Source organism: Pseudomonas sp. NFACC46-3 (assembly GCF_900114515.1).
Lineage (GTDB): Bacteria > Pseudomonadota > Gammaproteobacteria > Pseudomonadales > Pseudomonadaceae > Aquipseudomonas > Aquipseudomonas fluorescens_Q.
Genome location: NZ_FOTH01000040.1, coordinates 13,141 through 30,743 on the forward strand (window position 1 = coordinate 13,141; position 17,603 = coordinate 30,743).

At 61.6% G+C, this 17,603-nt stretch carries 12 protein-coding genes; 7 read left to right on the top strand and 5 right to left on the bottom strand.

Features of this window, described 5'->3' with window-relative positions; translation table 11 throughout:
* Positions 1–9 precede the first annotated feature (9 nt).
* Complete coding sequence (gene metE / locus BM300_RS26445) at positions 10–2,322, bottom strand: 5-methyltetrahydropteroyltriglutamate--homocysteine S-methyltransferase (RefSeq protein WP_092464420.1); 2,313 nt, start codon at positions 2,320–2,322, stop codon at positions 10–12.
* 109 nt (positions 2,323–2,431) lie between these two features.
* On the opposite strand from metE, the gene metR reads away from it, so the two are divergent.
* Positions 2,432–3,349 carry a transcriptional regulator MetR gene (metR, locus tag BM300_RS26450; RefSeq protein WP_092464422.1) on the top strand — a complete coding sequence of 306 codons (918 nt, stop codon included), beginning with the start codon at positions 2,432–2,434 and terminating at the stop codon, positions 3,347–3,349.
* A gap of 421 nt (positions 3,350–3,770) precedes the next feature.
* On the opposite strand, the gene BM300_RS26460 is transcribed toward metR, so the two are convergent.
* From BM300_RS26460 to BM300_RS26475, 4 genes are all read right to left on the bottom strand, one after another.
* A complete protein-coding gene (locus BM300_RS26460; protein WP_092464425.1) occupies positions 3,771–4,268 on the bottom strand; it encodes a GNAT family N-acetyltransferase in 498 nt (165 codons plus the stop codon).
* Positions 4,265–4,903, bottom strand: a complete 639-nt coding sequence (locus tag BM300_RS26465; protein ID WP_063324566.1) for a LysE family translocator — start codon at positions 4,901–4,903, stop codon at positions 4,265–4,267. The genes BM300_RS26460 and BM300_RS26465 overlap by 4 nt, the downstream gene beginning before the upstream one ends.
* A gap of 24 nt (positions 4,904–4,927) precedes the next feature.
* Positions 4,928–5,344, bottom strand: a complete 417-nt coding sequence (locus BM300_RS26470; RefSeq protein WP_092146950.1) for an NUDIX hydrolase — start codon at positions 5,342–5,344, stop codon at positions 4,928–4,930.
* Between the two features lie 343 nt (positions 5,345–5,687).
* Positions 5,688–7,055 carry a response regulator c-di-GMP phosphodiesterase, NosR family gene (locus BM300_RS26475; RefSeq protein WP_092464426.1) on the bottom strand — a complete coding sequence of 456 codons (1,368 nt, stop codon included), beginning with the start codon at positions 7,053–7,055 and terminating at the stop codon, positions 5,688–5,690.
* Between the two features lie 228 nt (positions 7,056–7,283).
* Between BM300_RS26475 and BM300_RS26480 the strand changes: the two genes are divergently transcribed.
* The 6 genes from BM300_RS26480 to BM300_RS26505 all read left to right on the top strand — a co-directional run bounded on the left by BM300_RS26480 (position 7,284) and on the right by BM300_RS26505 (position 17,573).
* Positions 7,284–9,575, top strand: a complete 2,292-nt coding sequence (locus tag BM300_RS26480; protein WP_092464428.1) for a GGDEF/EAL domain-containing response regulator — start codon at positions 7,284–7,286, stop codon at positions 9,573–9,575.
* Positions 9,572–11,446, top strand: a complete 1,875-nt coding sequence (locus tag BM300_RS26485) for a putative bifunctional diguanylate cyclase/phosphodiesterase (RefSeq protein ID WP_092146944.1) — start codon at positions 9,572–9,574, stop codon at positions 11,444–11,446. Before BM300_RS26480 ends, BM300_RS26485 begins: the two co-directional genes overlap by 4 nt.
* Positions 11,447–11,488: 42 nt before the next feature.
* A complete protein-coding gene (locus tag BM300_RS26490; RefSeq protein ID WP_092146942.1) occupies positions 11,489–12,448 on the top strand; it encodes a cytochrome-c peroxidase in 960 nt (319 codons plus the stop codon).
* Complete coding sequence (locus BM300_RS26495; RefSeq protein WP_092223424.1) at positions 12,445–14,247, top strand: DAHL domain-containing protein; 1,803 nt, start codon at positions 12,445–12,447, stop codon at positions 14,245–14,247. The genes BM300_RS26490 and BM300_RS26495 overlap by 4 nt, the downstream gene beginning before the upstream one ends.
* Positions 14,244–15,650 carry an ATP-binding protein gene (locus BM300_RS26500; protein ID WP_092146938.1) on the top strand — a complete coding sequence of 469 codons (1,407 nt, stop codon included), beginning with the start codon at positions 14,244–14,246 and terminating at the stop codon, positions 15,648–15,650. The genes BM300_RS26495 and BM300_RS26500 overlap by 4 nt, the downstream gene beginning before the upstream one ends.
* 303 nt (positions 15,651–15,953) lie before the next feature.
* Positions 15,954–17,573, top strand: coding sequence for an FMN-binding glutamate synthase family protein (locus tag BM300_RS26505; RefSeq protein WP_092464430.1), 1,620 nt, complete (start codon positions 15,954–15,956; stop codon positions 17,571–17,573).
* The last annotated feature ends 30 nt before the right edge of the window (positions 17,574–17,603 follow it).

Sequence of the window (17,603 nt, forward strand, 5' to 3'; positions counted from 1 at the left end):
CATAGGACCTCAGGCCAACTGATTGCGCAACTGCCGCGCCGCCGCCACCATATTCACCAATGCCGCTTCCGTTTCCGGCCAGCCCCGGGTTTTCAACCCACAGTCGGGGTTGATCCACAGCCGCTCGGCGGCGATCCGTTTTACCGCCTTGCTCATCAGCGCAACCATCTCGGCCGTGTCCGGCACCCGTGGCGAGTGGATGTCGTAGACGCCCGGGCCGATGTCGTTCGGGTAGTCGAACGCCTCGAAAGCCTCCAGCAATTCCATGTCCGAACGCGAGGTCTCGATGGTGATGACATCGGCGTCCATGTCGGCGATGGCCTTGATCACGTCGTTGAATTCGCTGTAGCACATGTGGGTATGGATCTGGGTTTCATCAGCCACCCCCGACGCGCACAAACGGAACGCGTCAACCGCCCAGTCCAGGTACTCCTGCCATTGCCCGCGACGCAGCGGCAACCCTTCGCGGAACGCCGCCTCGTCGATCTGCACAATCTTGATCCCGGCCTTTTCCAGGTCCAGCACTTCGTCCCGCAGGGCCAGGGCCAGTTGTCGGGCCTGGGCCTGGCGCGACACGTCTTCACGGGGGAACGACCACATCAGCATGGTCACGGGGCCGGTGAGCATGCCTTTCATGATCTTGTCGGTCAGGCTTTGCGCGTAGCGGATCCAGTCGACGGTCATGGCGCTCGGCCGACTGATGTCGCCATAGATGATCGCCGGTTTCACGCAGCGCGAACCGTAGCTCTGCACCCAACCGAAACGGGTGAAGACGTAGCCGTCCAGGTGCTCGGCGAAGTATTCCACCATGTCGTTGCGCTCGGCTTCACCGTGCACCAGCACATCCAGGCCCAGGCGTTCCTGGATCTGCACGGCATGGCGGATCTCGGTGTGCATGGCGTCCTGATAGTCATTGGCCGACAGCTTGCCTTGCTTGTAGGCCTGACGCGCCAGGCGAATCGCCGGGGTCTGCGGGAAGGAGCCGATGGTGGTAGTGGGAAAGGCCGGCAGTTTCAGACGGGTGCGCTGGCGTTCGATGCGCTTGGCAAACGGCGAGCGCCGCTGACTGTCCTGTGGCCCGATTGCCGCCAGGCGCGCCTGGACCGCGGGTTTGTGAATGCGCGCCGAACGGGCGCGACTGGCCTGCACCTCGCGGCTGTCGGCCAGGGCCTGTTGCACAGCGGGTGCGTGTGGATCGTTCAGGGCATCGCGCAGCACCGCGACTTCACCACACTTCTGCACGGCAAAGGCCAGCCAGCTCTTGAGTTCCGGATCGAGGCGGTCTTCACGCTCCAGGTCCACCGGGCTGTGCAACAGCGAGCATGAGGTGCTGACCCAGAGGTTGTCGCCAAAGCGCTCCTGGGCCGGTTGCAGCTGCGCCAGCGCCTGTTCCAGTTCACAGCGCCAGACGTTGCGGCCATTGACCAGGCCCACCGACAGAATCTTGTAGGTCGGCAGGCGGTCCAGCACCTGGCCCAGTTGTTCCGGGGCGCGCACCGCGTCGATGTGCAAGCCATCCACCGGCAGGCTGACCGCCAGGCCGAGGTTGTCTTGCAGGCCACTGAAATAGGTGGCCACGAGTTTTTTCAGCGGCGAGTACTGGAGGATGTGATAAGCCCGTTCGAAAGCGCTCTTCCAGGCTTGAGGCAGGTCGAGGGTGAGGATCGGTTCGTCGATCTGCACCCACTCCACGCCCTGGGCCTTGAGACGGTTGAGGATCTCCCCGTAGACCGGCAGCAGGCGCTCCAGCAGGCCGAGCTTGTCGAACGCCTCGCCCTTGGCCTTGCCCAGCCACAAGTAGGTCAACGGGCCGATGATCACCGGTTTGACCTGATGGCCCAAGGCATGGGCCTCGTCCACTTCATCGAACAACTGTTCCCAGCTCAGGGCGAAGGTCTGGTCGGCGGAAAACTCCGGGACCAGGTAGTGGTAGTTGGTGTCGAACCACTTGGTCAGTTCCTGGGCGTATTGCGCCTGGCCGTGGTTGGCCCCGCAGCAATTGGCCGTGGCGCCACGGGCCATGGCGAACAGGGTGTCGAGGGTCGGCCGGCCCTGGGCATTCAAGGTGCTGTGGAAACGCTGTGGCACGACGCCCAGGGTCAGGGAATGGCTGAGCACTTGGTCGTACCAGGCAAAGTCGCCGACGGGCAGCAGGTCGATGCCGGCGTCTTTCTGCAATTGCCAGTGCCGGGCCCGCAGTTCGCGACCCACCGCCTGCAACGCGGCCGGGGCCAGGTCACCTTTCCAATAGGCTTCGAGGGCTTTTTTCAGTTCGCGGTCGGCGCCGATGCGAGGGAAACCGAGAGTGTGGGCCAGGGCCATGGTGTGCGTCCTCCTGTAAAAGATGGCGCCATTGTCGACAGCCGACCCTACATGAGACAAACTCAACCTTTTCGTGTTGATCACAAGTTTTACTCATGGAGCAACTCCGGTGCTTGAACTCCGTCACCTCAAGACCCTGCACGCCCTGCGCGAAGCCGACAGCCTGGTCGAAGCCGCCGAACGCCTGCACCTGACCCAGTCCGCCCTCTCCCACCAGTTCAAGGAACTGGAAGAGCGCCTGGGCATGCAGTTGTTCGTGCGCAAGACCAAGCCGGTACGGTTCACCAGCGCCGGCCTGCGCCTGTTGCAACTGGCCGATGCCGCCCTGCCCTTGCTGCGTGGCGCCGAACGGGACATCGCCCGCCTGGCTGGCGGCACCGCCGGACGGCTGCACATGGCCATCGAGTGCCATAGCTGCTTCCAGTGGTTGATGCCGACCATCGACCAATTCCGCGATGCCTGGCCGGAAGTCGAGCTGGACCTGGCCTCGGGCTTCGCTTTCGCGCCGTTGCCAGCCCTGGCCCGGGGCGACCTCGACCTGGTGGTGACCTCCGACCCGCTGGAGCTGGCCGGCATCACCTACGTGCCATTATTCACCTACGAAGCGATGCTCGCCGTGGCCAACCAGCATCGACTGGCGGGCAAGCCCTACATCGTGCCCGAGGACCTGGTCAGCGAAACCTTGATCACCTACCCGGTGGAGCGCGACCGGCTGGACATCTTCACCCGTTTCCTGGAACCGGCCGACATCGAACCGGCCCAGGTGCGCACCTCTGAACTGACGGTGATGATGATGCAACTGGTGGCCAGCGGTCGCGGTGTCTGCGGCATGCCGCACTGGGCCCTGCATGAATACAGCTCGCGGGGTTACGTGAAGGCCAAGCGGCTGGGGGAGAAAGGCTTGTTTGCCACGCTCTACGCGGCGGTGCGCACCGACATGCTCGACGCGCCGTACATGCGCGACTTTTTGCTGACGGCCAAGGACACGTCGTTTTCCACGTTGGACGGGGTCAGTGCCGTGCGCTGACTGCTTTTTGTGGCGAGGGAGCTTGCTCCCGTTGGGTTGCGCAGCAGCCCCCTCTGAAGCTCACTCAATCGACCTGATCCACCGTGTCGCCGGGTTTTAGGGCCGCTGCGCGCCCCAGCGGGAGCAAGCTCCCTCGCCACAGGGAATTGGGCACGGCGTGGGTTAAAGGAATGCCTCGAATCAGTGTCAGTCTCAAGAGCCAATCGGTTGGTCGACCGGGATGCTTTTGAGCTTTTGGGCTTTTGAGCTTTTGAGCTTTTGAGCTTTTGGGCTTTTGGGCTTTTGGGCTTTTGGGCTTTTGTGGCGAGGGAGCTTGCTCCCGCTTGGGTGCGCAGCGCCCACCTGAAAAGGGGCTGCTGCGCAGCCCAGCGGGAGCAAGCTCCCTCGCCACAAAAAAGCTCAACAGTCATGGCCGATTGGTTTACAGCTCGAGCCACATGTGGATTTTGTCGAGGAACTCATCCTCCACGCGGATCGCCATCGGTTCGAGGCCGTACAGGACGAAGCCGCAGCGCTGGTAGAGCTTGAGCGCCGGGGTGTTGCCGGCGGTGACGGTCAGTTGCACCAGGCGCAGGAAGGGATGACGCCGGGCTTCGGCGAGGGCGGCTTGGACCAGTTGGTAGCCGAGCCCACGATGGCGATGTTCATCGGCGACGTACATGCCGAACAGCAGCGCCTTGTGCCGGGCTTTTTCCCGGGGCTCCAGGGCCAGGCCGACAATGCCGACCAGCTCTTGCTCGACAAACGCCCCCAGCAGCACATCGAGCCGGCTGCCCAGGCGTGACTCCCACCAGTTGATAGGCAGCTTGGCCCGCTCGGTGACGCTGGAGGTGAAGGCCTGGGGATGCAGCGCGTATGCCTGCAGCATCAGTTGGCGATACGCCTGGGCATCGCCGGCCCTCAACCGTCGGATGCTCACGCCGAACGCCGTTGCTCAAACATCAGGCGCAACGCCAGCGCACCGAGGACAAACCCCATGAAGTAGCGCTGCGCCGCCAGCCAGGTCGGGTTGTGGACGAACCATGAGGCAATGCCGGCAGCGAACAGGGCGATCAGCAGGTTGACGCTGAAACTGACGCTGATCTGGGTCAGGCCCAGGATAATGCTCTGGGTGAACAACGAACCGTGTTCCGGGCTGATGAACTGCGGGAACACCGACAGGTAGAACACCGCGATCTTGGGGTTCAGGGCGCTGGTGAAAAAACCCATGGTGATCAACTTGCGCGTCGAGTCCGCTGGCAACTGCTGGGCCTCGAAGGGCGAACGCGCGCCCGGCTTGACCGCCTGCCAGGCCAGCCACAACAGGTACAGCGCACCGGCCCATTTCAATACTTCATAGGCCATGGGCACCGCCAGGAACACCGCCGTCAATCCGGCGGCCGCGGCGAACATATGCACGAAGAACCCCGCCACCACCCCCAGCAGGGAGGTGACGCCGGCCTTGCGACCCTGGCAGATCGAACGGGAGATCAGGTAGATCATGTTCGGGCCGGGCGTCAGTACCATCAGCAACGCGGCAGCGGCGAAAATCAACAGGTCCGGCAATGGAATCATGGGCATCAGTCCTTGAGGCGTGAATCAGCAGGCAGCTAGAAGTGTCGTTCGATAAAACGGCAGGATCACCTCGCCTGTCAACGGTGCCAGCAAAAGATTGCTGGCGCCGGCCGGGTCGATCCAGCACACCTCTTCAATTTCGGCTGCCGGCGAAACCGGGGCATCGATGCTCAGCAAAAATACCTCGGCCTGCACGATAAACCCCGGCTCGTTGGCCGCCGGAGCGCTGAACACGCCCAGGTAACGGGCCTGTGCCGGGTCGATCTGCAACCCAAGCTCCTCTTCCAGCTCCCGGGCCAGCGCCTGCACCGGCTGTTCATGGGCCTCGATCTTGCCGCCCGGCTGCATGAAGGCCCGGGTGCCGCGCTTGCGCACCAGCAGGGTTCGCCCGTCCGGCCCGAGCAACAGGGCGGCGGCGATGCGGATGAGGGAAGTGGTCATGATGAGTCAAAGCCTTGGGCAGAAAAATGCCAGGGAGATTACAGACCACGGTGGCAGGGAGCAAAGCCTGGCCCCAGTTTCAGGACCCACGCTTCCCCTTGTGGGAGCGCAATGCTGTTCACTTAAGGCAGTAGATGAATCTGTGGCGAGGGGATTTATCCCCGCTGGTCTGCGAAGCAGCCCCAAAAAAGCTTCAGACATGACTTTTGCCTGACACACCGAGTGTTCAGGTTTGGGGGCTGCTTCGCAGCCCAGCGGGGATAAATCCCCTCGCCACAATGATTCAACCATCCTTAAGTGAACAGCATTGCCTTGTGGGAGCGATGGCGTCGTCCGATCCGCGTCACCCCAAAATCGGCTTCGGCGCCGTAGGGTCGGCCTGCTCTTCGGGGATCTTGACGAACACGCTGTACCGGGCCCCTTCCATCGCTTCGAAGGCGATGAGCTTTTCCACCAGCGGGCCGCTCAGGACCTTGCCGGCGTTGAGCAGCAGCATGCCGTTGTCAGCGTTGAGGTTGCGGGCCAGGATCATGCCGGGCATCAGTTCGCGGGTGGTCTTGACCTCTACCGTCGGGTCGGACAGGGTCACGTCCTCCAAGTATTCCCCACAGGCCTTGATGAAATCCTCGACCATGTCCGGGTCGTACAGCTTGCCGGCGTATTTGCGGATGTAGACCAGCGCTTCGTCGCTGTTCATCTGCCGCTCCAGGATCAACCCGCGCTGCAGCTCGATGAAGTCCACCGCCAGTTTCAACAGCCTCGAACCGAACGGAATGGCCTCGCCCCTGAGGTGCTCGGGGAAGCCGCTGCCGTCCCAACGCTCCTGGTGATGGCGAATGATCCGCGCCGCATCCTTCATCGGGTCCAGGGTCATCAGCAGCGATTCGCTCTGCTTCGGATAGGCCCGATAGAGCTCAAGTTCGTTGTGGTGCAGCAAGTCGGCAGGCGTGACCATCATGTTATCGGTCCAGCTCAGCTTGCCGATGTTGTAGAGCGCCGCGGCCATGGTCAGGTCGCGGTCGGTGGACTCATCGAGGAAATGCAGCCGGCTATAGACCCTGATCAACTCGATGATCTGCCGGTTGGTCTGCTTGGCCTTGGGCAGGCGCAGGTTGGCGATCAGCGAAAACACTTCGGTGCTGGTCACATAACTGCGCTTGAGCTCGTCATAGGCCAAATCGAGCATGTCGGCGGTCTGCTGCAGCTCGGAGGTGCGCGACGCCACGCGTTTTTCCAGGGTGGCGTTAAGGGTCTTGAGTTGCTGGTTCTGCTCGCGGTTCAGCGCTTCGAGGCGCTGGCGCTCGCTTTCGGAATGCTGGTGGGACAGGGCCTGGCGCAAGGCCTGCACCAGTTCCTCATCGTTCCAGGGCTTGCTGAGGTAGCGATAGAGTTGCCCCTCGTTGATGGCCTTGGTCATCATGTCCACATCGGCATAACCGGTGAGCAGGATGCGCAAGGTCGATGGGTACAGCTTGCGGATCTCGGCCAGCAGCGTGGCGCCATCCATGTTCGGCATGCGCGCATCGGTCATCACCAGGTCGACCGGCCGCTCCTTGAGAATTTCCAGGGCCCTGGCGCCACTGTCGGCCAGCAGGATCTCGTACGGCTGGCTGCGCAATAGCCGACGCAGGCTATTGAGGATCGACTCTTCGTCATCGACCAACAGCACCGCTGGCTTCCTTACCGGAACATCCGGCGATTGATCTTCCATTTGAAACCCCCCTCCTATTCACGACAACCGTTCTACCTTACCCCCGAAATACAGGCTAGTAGATTGCGAACATTTAGACACATTTGCCATCACTGACCGAGCGTATCCCGATGAGACGACTATGCTGTATCCCATGAAGGGCCATGTACAGGCCGAATACTCATGCCAGCGAAAGGGATATCAGATGTTTCCAGGGTTCTATAGTCAGCATCAAAACGGTGCACGGCCATGAGCCTGCCGTTGGATAAAACTAATCGGCGAATCCTGATTGTCGACGACACGCCGACTATCCATGAGGATTTCCGCAAGATCCTCAGCCCCGAGGCGGACACCCAGGACAGCCTGAGCAGCGCCGAAGAGGCCTTGTTCGGCTCGCCCGTGGCGGTTTCTGGTACGAGTTTCGTGCTCGATTCGGCATTCCAGGGCATGGAGGCGCTGAACAAGGTCGAAACGGCGCTGGCCCAGGGGCAACCCTTCGCCATGGCGTTCATCGACATGCGCATGCCGCCGGGCTGGGACGGCCTGGAAACCATCGAGCGGCTGTGGCGCGCCGACCCCAAGCTGCAAGTGGCCCTGTGCACCGCTTACTCGGACTATTCCTGGGAAGACATTGCCGATCGCCTTGAACTGGGCGACCGCCTGCTCATCCTGAAAAAACCCTTCGACGCCATCGAGATCCGCCAGATGGCCAGTACCTTGACCGTCAAATGGCAAATGACCGAAGACGCGGCGCTGAAAATGGACATGCTCGAGCGCGCAGTCGAGGAACGCACCCGCGAACTGGCCGACGCCAACATCATCGTGCAGAACAGCCCGACCATTCTCTATCGCCTGCGGGGCGAGCCGCCGTTCGCATTGATGTATATCTCCCACAACATCACCAAGTTCGGCCATTCCGCAGCGCAACTGACCAACTCGCCGGACTGGGCGCAAACCCTGATCCACCCCGACGACCAGGAGAAGGTCCATGAGGCCATGGTTCGCGTTCTGGACCGCGACACCGCAGGGGCGTCCATCGAGTTCCGCATGCACACCGGCGACGACACGTACCGCTGGGTAGAGAACCGCTACATCCCGGTGCGCAACGAGCAAGGCCTGTTGCTGGAAATAGAAGGCATCATCCTCGACATTACCGAGCGCAAGCTGGCCGAAGAGAAAATCGCCCTGCTGGCCCGCACCGACGGCCTGACCGGGCTGGCCAACCGCGCCACCATGATCGAGCGCCTGCACCAGGCCTTCGCCGCCGCTCGTCGGGGTGCGGCGCCGTTTGCGATGTTCTACCTGGACCTGGACCACTTCAAACGGATCAACGACACCCTGGGTCACCCCATCGGCGACCTGCTGTTGCAGGAAGTCGCCACACGGATCAAGGCCTGCACCCGGGAAAACGACGTGGTGGCGCGCCTGGGCGGCGACGAGTTCGCCCTCCTGCAACTGGACGTCCATGAAGCGACCCATTGCGCCGCGCTGGCGGGCAAGATCCGCGATGCGCTGGTGGCACCGTACTCCCTGGACGGCAACGACGTGCGGATCTCGGTGAGCATCGGCATCGCCCTGTACACCCCACAGAGCCTGAGTGCCGACAGCCTGATGGCGCAGTCCGACATGGCCCTGTACCGCTCCAAGGAAAAGGGCCGCAACCAGTACCATTTCCATAACGAGGAAATTAACCAGGAAGTCACCGACCGGGTCGCCCTGGCCAACGATCTGCGCCAAGCCATCGAAAACCAGGAACTGCACCTGCACTACCTGCCGGAAGTCGACCTCGGCACCGGCAAGATCCTCGGCATGGGCGTGCAAGTGCGCTGGAACCACCCCCAACGTGGCTGGCTGGAGCCGGCGGTCTTCATGCCCGCCGCCGAGAAAACCGGGATCATCATTGGCCTGGGGCATTGGGTGCTGGACCAGGCTTGCCAACAAATGCGCCAGTGGCGCGACCAGGGCATGGCGCCCCCGGTGATCGCCATCGACCTGTCCCTGACCCAGCTCAAGACCGGCCCGGAACTGATCTACGACGTGCTGCGCACCACCGCACGCTGGGAACTGGCGCCCTGGGACCTGCGCTTCGACGTCACCGAAGCCACCCTGGCCCAGACCAAGTGGACCCACAACGACGTGCTGCCGCGCCTCTGCGAGTTGGGCGTGCAGATCGCCATCGATGACTTCGGCACCGAGTACTCTTCGTTCGATTACCTCAAGACCTACCGGGTCAATCACCTCAAGCTCGCCCAGCGCTTCCTCGACAGCGCCAACGCCGATCCCGAGAATGCCACGACGTTGCGGGCGATCATTAACTTCGCCCGGGACGTGGGCATCGGGATCATTGCCGAGGGCGTCGAAACCCAGGAGCAACGCGCCACGCTGATGTCCAGCGGCGGCGCGATGCAGGCCCAGGGGCATTACTTCAGCACCGTGGTCGACAGCGGCCAGGCCGCCGAACTGCTCAAGGCCGGCACCATCGTTCCGGCGACAAACCACTGGACCCGACCAGCGAGCGAGCTATCGGAGAGCAATCCATGAACCCGATGTCGGTACCTGCCAACCGGCGAATCCTGGTGGTGGACGACACACCGGCGATCCACCAGGACTTTCGCAAGATCCTCAGCCCCAGCGCCGGCAGCGATGACTCACTGGACGACACCGAGAGCCTGCTGTTCGGCACCCCACAGGTCAGCCGGCTGCAATTTCAGATCGACTCGGCCTACCAGGGCGAAGAGGCGCTGGAACTGGTCAAGCGCGCCCAGGCCGAAGGCCAGCCCTATGCGATGGTGTTCGCTGACATGCGCATGCCACCGGGCTGGGACGGCCTGCAAACCATCGAGCGGCTGTGGGAAGCCGACCCGCGCCTGCAAATCGCCCTGTGCACGGCGTTCTCGGATTACTCCTGGGAAACCATGTCCGAACGGATCGAGTTCGACGATCAGTTGCTGATCCTCAAGAAACCCTTCGACACCCTGGAAATCCGCCAGATGGCCAGCGCCATGACTTGGAAGTGGCAGCTGGCCCAGGATGCGGCGAGGAAAATGCGCAGCCTGGAGCGCACGATCGAAGAACGCGTCCAGGAATTGCTCAAGGTATCCCACCTGCTGCAATACGACGTGCTCACCGAGTTGCCCAACAGCATGTTGCTCGGCGATCGCCTGACCCAGGCCATGGCCCAGTGCCGCCGGCACGACCGGCAGCTGGCGGTGATGTTCATCGGCCTGGACCGCTTCAAGCGCATCAATAACGCGCTGGGCCATCCCGTGGGCGATGAAATGCTCAAGCGAGTGGCCCGGGCACTGGCGACCGTGGTGCGTGAATCCGATTCGGTGTTTCGCTACGGTTCCGATGAATTCGTGGTGGTGCTGGGAGACATCGTCGACCCGCAGCAGACCAAAGGCGTGGCCGACAAACTGCTGGCGGCCATCAGTTCCCCGCAACCCATCGACGGCCATGACCTGACCGTCACCGCGAGCCTGGGCATCAGCGTGTACCCCTCCGACGGTTTCGACGCCGTGGCGCTGATCAAGAAAGCCGAGACAGCGATGCGCAACGTCAAGGAAACCGGCCCCAACGACTACCGGTTTTTCACCGAAGACATGAACCGCCGGGCGCGACAGCAACAGACCATCGAATCCGGCCTGCGCCTGGGCCTGCAACGCAAGGAGTTCGTGCTGCATTACCAACCCAAGCTCGACCTCAAGAGCGGCAAGGTGGTCGGTGTCGAGGCGCTGGTGCGCTGGAACAGGCCGGATCATGGCCTGGTCTATCCGTCGGATTTCATTCCGGTGGCCGAAGACAGCGGCCTGATCGTTCCGCTGAGCCAATGGGTGCTTCAGGAAGCCTGCCAGCAGGCGTGTCGCTGGCAAGCCCAGGGCATGCGCCCGCTGTACCTGTCGGTGAACGTCTCGGCCATCGATTTTCGCCAGCGCGGCTTCGTCGAAGGCATCGCCCGCACCCTCAAGGAAACCGGCTTGGCTCCGACACAGTTAGAACTGGAGATCACCGAAAGTGTACTGATGCAGAACGTCGATACCACGGTAGCCATCCTCAAGGCCATCAAGCAGCTAGGCATTCGCCTGGCCATCGACGACTTCGGCACCGGCTATTCGAGCCTGAGCTACCTGCAGAAATTTCCGGTGGATGTGTTGAAGATCGACCAGTCGTTCGTCGGTGACCTGAGCATCGACAGCAACGACGCCAAGCTGGTGAGCACCATCATCAGCCTGGGCAAGAGCCTGAACCTGCACATCATTGCCGAAGGTGTGGAAACCCTCGAACAGTTGGAATTTCTCAAGAAGCACCATTGCGAGGAGGTCCAGGGTTATTACTTCAGCAAGGCCGTCGAACCGCAGGCCTTCGCCGACTGGATGACCGAGTGGGAAAAACGCCAGAACCCGTTTTCGTGAACACCTGAGTGTTATCAACCAAAGTTTCAAGGAAAGCATCCCATGGCGTTACATGGACTGATTCTGGCTCTCGGCCTACTCGTGGGATCAAGCGTGACCGCTCACGCCGAGCCACTGGACGAACCCCTCAAACCCCTGCCAGCGGCTCCGGCCCTGGACCCCAAGCGCGTCCAACTGGGGTTGCGGCTGTTCAATGACCCGCGGCTGTCGGTCAACAACACCCTGTCCTGTGCCAGTTGCCATCGCCTGGACAAGGGCGGTGCCGACGACAAGCCGTTCTCCCTGGGCTTCGACGGCAAGCCGGTGGAGGTCAATACGCCGACCGTGTTCAATGCCGGCCTGAACTTCCACCAGTTCTGGGATGGTCGCGTCGACACGTTGGAAGAACAGGTCCACGCAGTCGTGACCAGCCCGGCGGAAATGGGCAGCACCTGGGAATCGGTCGTCAAGCGCATCGCCAATGACCCCGGTTATGCCAAGGACTTCAAGGACGCCTATCCCGACGGCGTGACCAAGCCCAATATCCAGGGCGCACTGGCGGATTACGAGCGCACCTTGCAGACACCCAATTCGCGCTTCGACCAATACCTGCTGGGCAATACCGACATCCTCACGCCCCGGGAAAAGTTCGGTTACCAGCGCTTCAAGGAGTACGGCTGCATCGCCTGCCACCAAGGCGTGAACATCGGCGGCAACATGTTCCAGAAGTTCGGGGTGATGGGCGACTACATCAAGGATCGGGGCAACCCTACCCGAGCCGACGAAGGACGCTTCAACATCACTGGCGATGAAGCCGACCGCCAGGTCTTCAAGGTGCCCAGCCTGCGCAATGTGGCCGTCACCGCCCCGTATTTCCATGACGCGTCGGCACCGACCCTGGAACGCGCGGTGGAGATCATGTTCAAGTACCAACTGGGGCGTGAGCCCCTCAAGAACGATACGACCCTGATCGTCGAGTTCCTCAAGACGCTGACCGGTGAATCGGAGGGCAAGCCCCTATGACCACTCTCCGTCGCCTCGGCCTTGCGTTCATCGGCCTGTTGCTGGCATCGGTCCTGCTGTTCATGTACATCAATTCAGGGGCCCAGCAGGCCGCCTCGTACATTGAGTCCCGGGACCTGATTCGCCTGCTCAAGCAGCAGGACGCCATCTGGGACAACGAAGTGCTCAAGTCGCGGATCGCCCTGACCCAAAACTACGATCCCCTGGTCACGCCCCTGCATGAAATGGCGCGCCTGTGGCAGCGTCTCGACGCCATCGAATCGGAGCCCGGACGCCACAAGCCGTCACTCTGGGAAGCCCAGCGCGACGAGTACCTCAAGGCGGTCAAGGAAAAGACCCGGTTGGTGGAACAGTTCAAATCCCACAACGCGGTGCTGCGCAACTCCATGGCCTTCCTGCCCTCCGCCGAGGACGACATCCAGGCCCAGTTCGCCCGGCTGGCCGACACGGAGCGCCTGCAACTGCAAAACGTCGCCATCGACACCTACGACCTGTTGCTCAGCAGCATGGAGTTCGCCCAGTTGAGCACCAGCGAGGTAGCCGCCGAAGTGCTGCTGGGCCTGAACCGGCTGGACATCAACAAGGAGCGCATGCCCCAGGGGCTTCAAGGCCCTGTTGACATCCTGAGCAGGCACATCGCGCTGATCCTGCGCGAACAACCGCGGGTCAATGAGCTGTTAGCGGCCATCGAAGCGATCCCCGTGTCCGGACACCTGGACACCATTACTGACCTGCTGGAGAAAGACCAGAGCAAAGCCGCGGCCAAGTACGAACGTAACCACGTCTACCTGCTGGTGTTCGCCACGTTCCTGGTCTTGATACTGATCTGGCTGGCGATCCGGCTGGTACGCAGTTTCGCCGAGATCAAAAGGGTCAACAACGCTCTGCAAAGCGCCAACGATGAACTGGAACAGCGGGTTGAAGAACGGACCCGCCAGCTCAAGGACACCCAGAGCGAATTGATGGACACCGCCCGCCAGGCCGGCATGGCGGAAATCGCCACCAACGTGTTGCACAACGTCGGCAACGTCCTCAACAGCGTGAACATCTCCGCCGACCTGGTCAGCCGCAAACTGCGCAGTAGCAAGGCCCAGGGGCTGGGCAAGGCGATGCAACTGATCAATGAACACGCCGATAACCTCGGGCACTTTTTCACCGAAGACGCCAAAGGCAAGCTGCTGCCCGGTTACCTCAACCAACTGGTCGAGGCCATCGCGCTCGAGCAACAGGGCATGACCGACGAACTGGCCCAGTTGAGCAAGAGCGTGGACCACATCAAGGACATCGTTTCCACCCAGCAATCCTATGCCGGGGCCAACAGCCTGCTGGAACCCTTGGTGGTCAGCGAACTGCTCGAAGATGCCTTGCGCATGAATTCGGGCGCCCTGACCCGTCACCATGTTACGGTGATCAAGGAATACGGCGATGTGCCGCGGATCATGGGTGACAAACACCGCTTGCTGTTGATCCTGATCAACCTGATCAGCAACGCCAAATACGCCATGGCGGGGGTTTCCAATCATGCGCGAAACATGACCCTGAAGGCTGCCGTCGTCGATGGCCAGACCCTGCAAATCAGCGTCAAGGACGAAGGCGAAGGTATCCCGGAGGAAAACATGACGCGCATCTTCGCCCACGGTTTTACCACGCGTAAGGAAGGCCACGGCTTTGGCCTGCACAGTTGCGCATTGGCGGCCATTGAAATGGAAGGCCGCCTCACCGCCCACAGTGAGGGGCCAGGCAGGGGGGCGACGTTCCAACTGCAACTGCCCCTGAAACTTGCAGAAGGTGAGCCATGAATAGCATGAGTAACCGCCGCATCCTGTTGATCGACGATACACCCGCCATTCATGAAGATTTCCGCAAGATCCTCACCCCGGAGGATGACAGCAACGCTGACTTGCTGGACATGGAAAGCGCGCTGTTCGGCGAAGCACCAAAACCTGCTGCCACCGTGTTCGAACTCGACTCGGCCTATGGCGGGATGGAAGGCCTGAACAAGTTGCTGGAGGCATCGGCAAAAGGGCGTCCTTATGCCCTGGCCTTTGTCGACATGCGCATGCCCGAAGGCTGGGATGGCGCCAAGACCATCGAAGAACTCTGGAAGCGCGACCCGCAGTTGCAAGTGGTGGTCTGCACCGCCTATTCGGATTATTCCTGGGATGAACTGCTCGACCGTCTGAACGGCCACGACCGTTTGCTGATCCTGAAAAAACCGTTCGACAACATCGAAGTCCAGCAGATGGCCAACACCCTGACTACCAAATGGGAAATGACCTCCCGCGCGGAACTGAAAATGAACAAGCTCGAAGACCTGGTGGAACAACGCACCCAGGCGTTCAAACAGGCCAGCGAGCTGCTGCAAATGGAAATCGACGAACGCAAGATGCTGGAAACCCAACTGGTGCAATCGGAAAAGCTCGCCTCGCTGGGACAGTTGGCGGCTGGGGTGGCCCATGAAATCAACAACCCGATCGGTTTCATTTCTTCCAACCTCGGTGCATTGGACGGCTACTTCGGCAAACTCCAGGAAATGCTCAGCGCCTACGGCAGCGCCGAGGGGGCCATCGCCTCGCCGGAGCTGGTGGTGCAATTGCGCAAGCTGCGCGAACAGGTGGAGCTGGACTTTCTCGTCGAGGACATTCCCCTGCTGATCAAGGAGTCCAAGGATGGCATTGGCCGGGTCGGGCAGATCGTCAAGGACCTGAAGGACTTCTCTCGCGTCGATTCCAGCCAGGAATGGCAGATGGCCAATTTGCAGCAGGGCATGGATTCGACGTTGAACATCGTCGCCAATGAAATCAAATACAAGGCCGACGTGGTCAAGGAGTACACGCCGTTGCCGGAAGTGGAATGCCTGCCGTCGCAGATCAACCAGGTGATCATGAACCTGATCGTCAACGCCGCCCAGGCCATCGGCCCCGAGCGCGGCACCATCACCCTGCGCAACGGCGTGGGTGATGAAACCGTATGGATCGAAGTCGCCGACAACGGCTCGGGCATCCCCCCCGATACCCTGCAGAAAATCTTCGACCCGTTCTTCACCACCAAACCCATCGGCCAGGGCACAGGGCTCGGGCTGTCGTTGTCCTACGGCATCGTGAAAAAACACCACGGCGAAATCACGGTACGCAGCGAAGTCGGCGTCGGCACCACCTTCCGCGTGGAATTACCGTTGCGGCAGATGAAGCAGGCGGGCTGACAGGCGCGGTGCAACCACGTTCTTGTGGAAGGAAATTCATCAATGGCAGGGAAGTTTACCTGTGGCAGGGAGTTTCCTGTGGCGAGGGGATTTATCCCCGCTGGGCTGCGAAGCAGCCCCCAAACCAGGCAACTCGGTGCGCCAGGTAGATTGAGTTCGCTGCTTTAGGGGGCTGCTCCGCAGCCCAGCGGGGATAAATCCCCTCGCCACAGATCCCCTCACCACAGATAAGTGCCCTCCCCACAGACCTAATATTCCTGAGTACCATATCCCCCCATCAACCGCTCCCCCTAAGGAAACCGCATGAGCCTGTCGCTGCTGAGCCGTTACGCCTTCTTCGCCGGCTGTGTCATCTTCACCCTCGCCAGCCTGCCGTTCCTGCAACACGACTGGCTCTGGCCGATGGCACTGGTGACGGGGCTGTTAAGCCTGCTGGGGCTGTTCGACCTGCTGCAAAGCCGCCATGCGGTGCGGCGCAACTATCCGATCCTGGGCAACATCCGCTACCTGGTCGAAGGCATCCGACCGGAAATCCGCCAGTACCTGCTCGAATCCGACAGCGAGGCCCTGCCCTTCTCCCGGGCCCAACGTTCGCTGGTGTACTCCCGGGCCAAGAACGAAAGCGCCGACAAACCCTTCGGCACCCTGATCGACGTCTACCAGACCGGCTTCGAATTCATCGGCCATTCCATGCGCCCGGCACCGTTGAGCGATCCCAGCGGTTTTCGCGTGACGGTCGGCGGCCCGCAGTGCACCCAGCCGTACTCAGCGTCAGTGTTCAACATCTCGGCGATGAGTTTCGGCTCCCTGAGCGCCAATGCGATCCGGGCGTTGAACCAAGGTGCCAAGTTGGGCAACTTCGCCCACGACACCGGTGAAGGCAGCATCAGCCCCTACCATCGCGAACACGGCGGCGACCTGACCTGGGAACTGGGCAGCGGTTATTTCGGCTGCCGCACCAGCGACGGGCGCTTCGACCCGGAGCGCTTCGCCGCCCAGGCGCAGAACCCGCAGGTGCGGATGATTGAAATCAAGATGAGCCAGGGCGCCAAACCCGGCCACGGCGGAATCCTGCCCAAGCACAAGGTCACCCGGGAAATCGCCGAGACCCGCGGCATCCTCATGGGCGAGGATTGTGTTTCGCCGTCACGTCACAGCGCGTTTTCCACGCCGATCGAACTGATGCAGTTCGTCCAGCAACTGCGCGAACTGTCCGGCGGCAAACCGGTGGGCTTCAAATTCTGCCTGGGCCACCCCTGGGAATTCATGGGCATCGCCAAAGCCATGCTGGAAACCGGAATCCTCCCCGACTTCATCGTGGTGGACGGCAAGGAAGGCGGCACGGGCGCGGCGCCAGTGGAATTCACCGACCACATCGGCGTGCCGCTGCGCGAGGGCCTGTTGTTCGTGCACAACACCCTGGTGGGCCTGAACCTGCGGGACAAGATCAAGCTCGGCGCCAGCGGCAAGATCGTCAGCGCCTTCGACATCGCCAGCGTCCTGGCCATCGGCGCCGACTGGGCCAACGCCGCGCGCGGCTTCATGTTCGCCATCGGCTGCATCCAGTCGCAAAGCTGCCACACCAACAAATGCCCCACCGGCGTCGCCACCCAGGACACCCTGCGCCAGCGCGCCCTGGTCGTCCCGGATAAAGCCCAGCGGGTCTACAACTTCCACCGCAACACCCTCAAGGCCCTGGCCGAAATGCTCGCCGCCGCCGGGCTTGAGCATCCTTCGCAGTTGCAGCCCAAGCATCTGGTACGGCGGATGTCAGCGACTGAGATCAAGCTGTTTTCGCAGCTGCATGTGTTTTTGAAACCGGGGGAATTGCTCACTGGGGAGGTGAATGGGGAGTTTTATTCGCGGATGTGGCAGATGGCGCGGGCGGACAGTTTTGAGGCGAGAGAAATCGCTGCGGCCTAATCTTGCGCAACACTGAATTGCTGTGTTGCT

What these genes read in the sequence shown, in the direction of transcription:
- metE (WP_092464420.1), bottom strand. Translation starts at nt 2,322, where the DNA reads ATGGCCCTGGCCCACACTCTCGGTTTCCCTCGCATCGGCGCCGACCGC.
- BM300_RS26465 (WP_063324566.1), bottom strand. Translation starts at nt 4,903, where the DNA reads ATGATTCCATTGCCGGACCTGTTGATTTTCGCCGCTGCCGCGTTGCTG.
- BM300_RS26470 (WP_092146950.1), bottom strand. Translation starts at nt 5,344, where the DNA reads ATGACCACTTCCCTCATCCGCATCGCCGCCGCCCTGTTGCTCGGGCCG.
- BM300_RS26475 (WP_092464426.1), bottom strand. Translation starts at nt 7,055, where the DNA reads ATGGAAGATCAATCGCCGGATGTTCCGGTAAGGAAGCCAGCGGTGCTG.
- BM300_RS26480 (WP_092464428.1), top strand. Translation starts at nt 7,284, where the DNA reads ATGAGCCTGCCGTTGGATAAAACTAATCGGCGAATCCTGATTGTCGAC.
- BM300_RS26485 (WP_092146944.1), top strand. Translation starts at nt 9,572, where the DNA reads ATGAACCCGATGTCGGTACCTGCCAACCGGCGAATCCTGGTGGTGGAC.
- BM300_RS26490 (WP_092146942.1), top strand. Translation starts at nt 11,489, where the DNA reads ATGGCGTTACATGGACTGATTCTGGCTCTCGGCCTACTCGTGGGATCA.
- BM300_RS26495 (WP_092223424.1), top strand. Translation starts at nt 12,445, where the DNA reads ATGACCACTCTCCGTCGCCTCGGCCTTGCGTTCATCGGCCTGTTGCTG.
- BM300_RS26500 (WP_092146938.1), top strand. Translation starts at nt 14,244, where the DNA reads ATGAATAGCATGAGTAACCGCCGCATCCTGTTGATCGACGATACACCC.
- BM300_RS26505 (WP_092464430.1), top strand. Translation starts at nt 15,954, where the DNA reads ATGAGCCTGTCGCTGCTGAGCCGTTACGCCTTCTTCGCCGGCTGTGTC.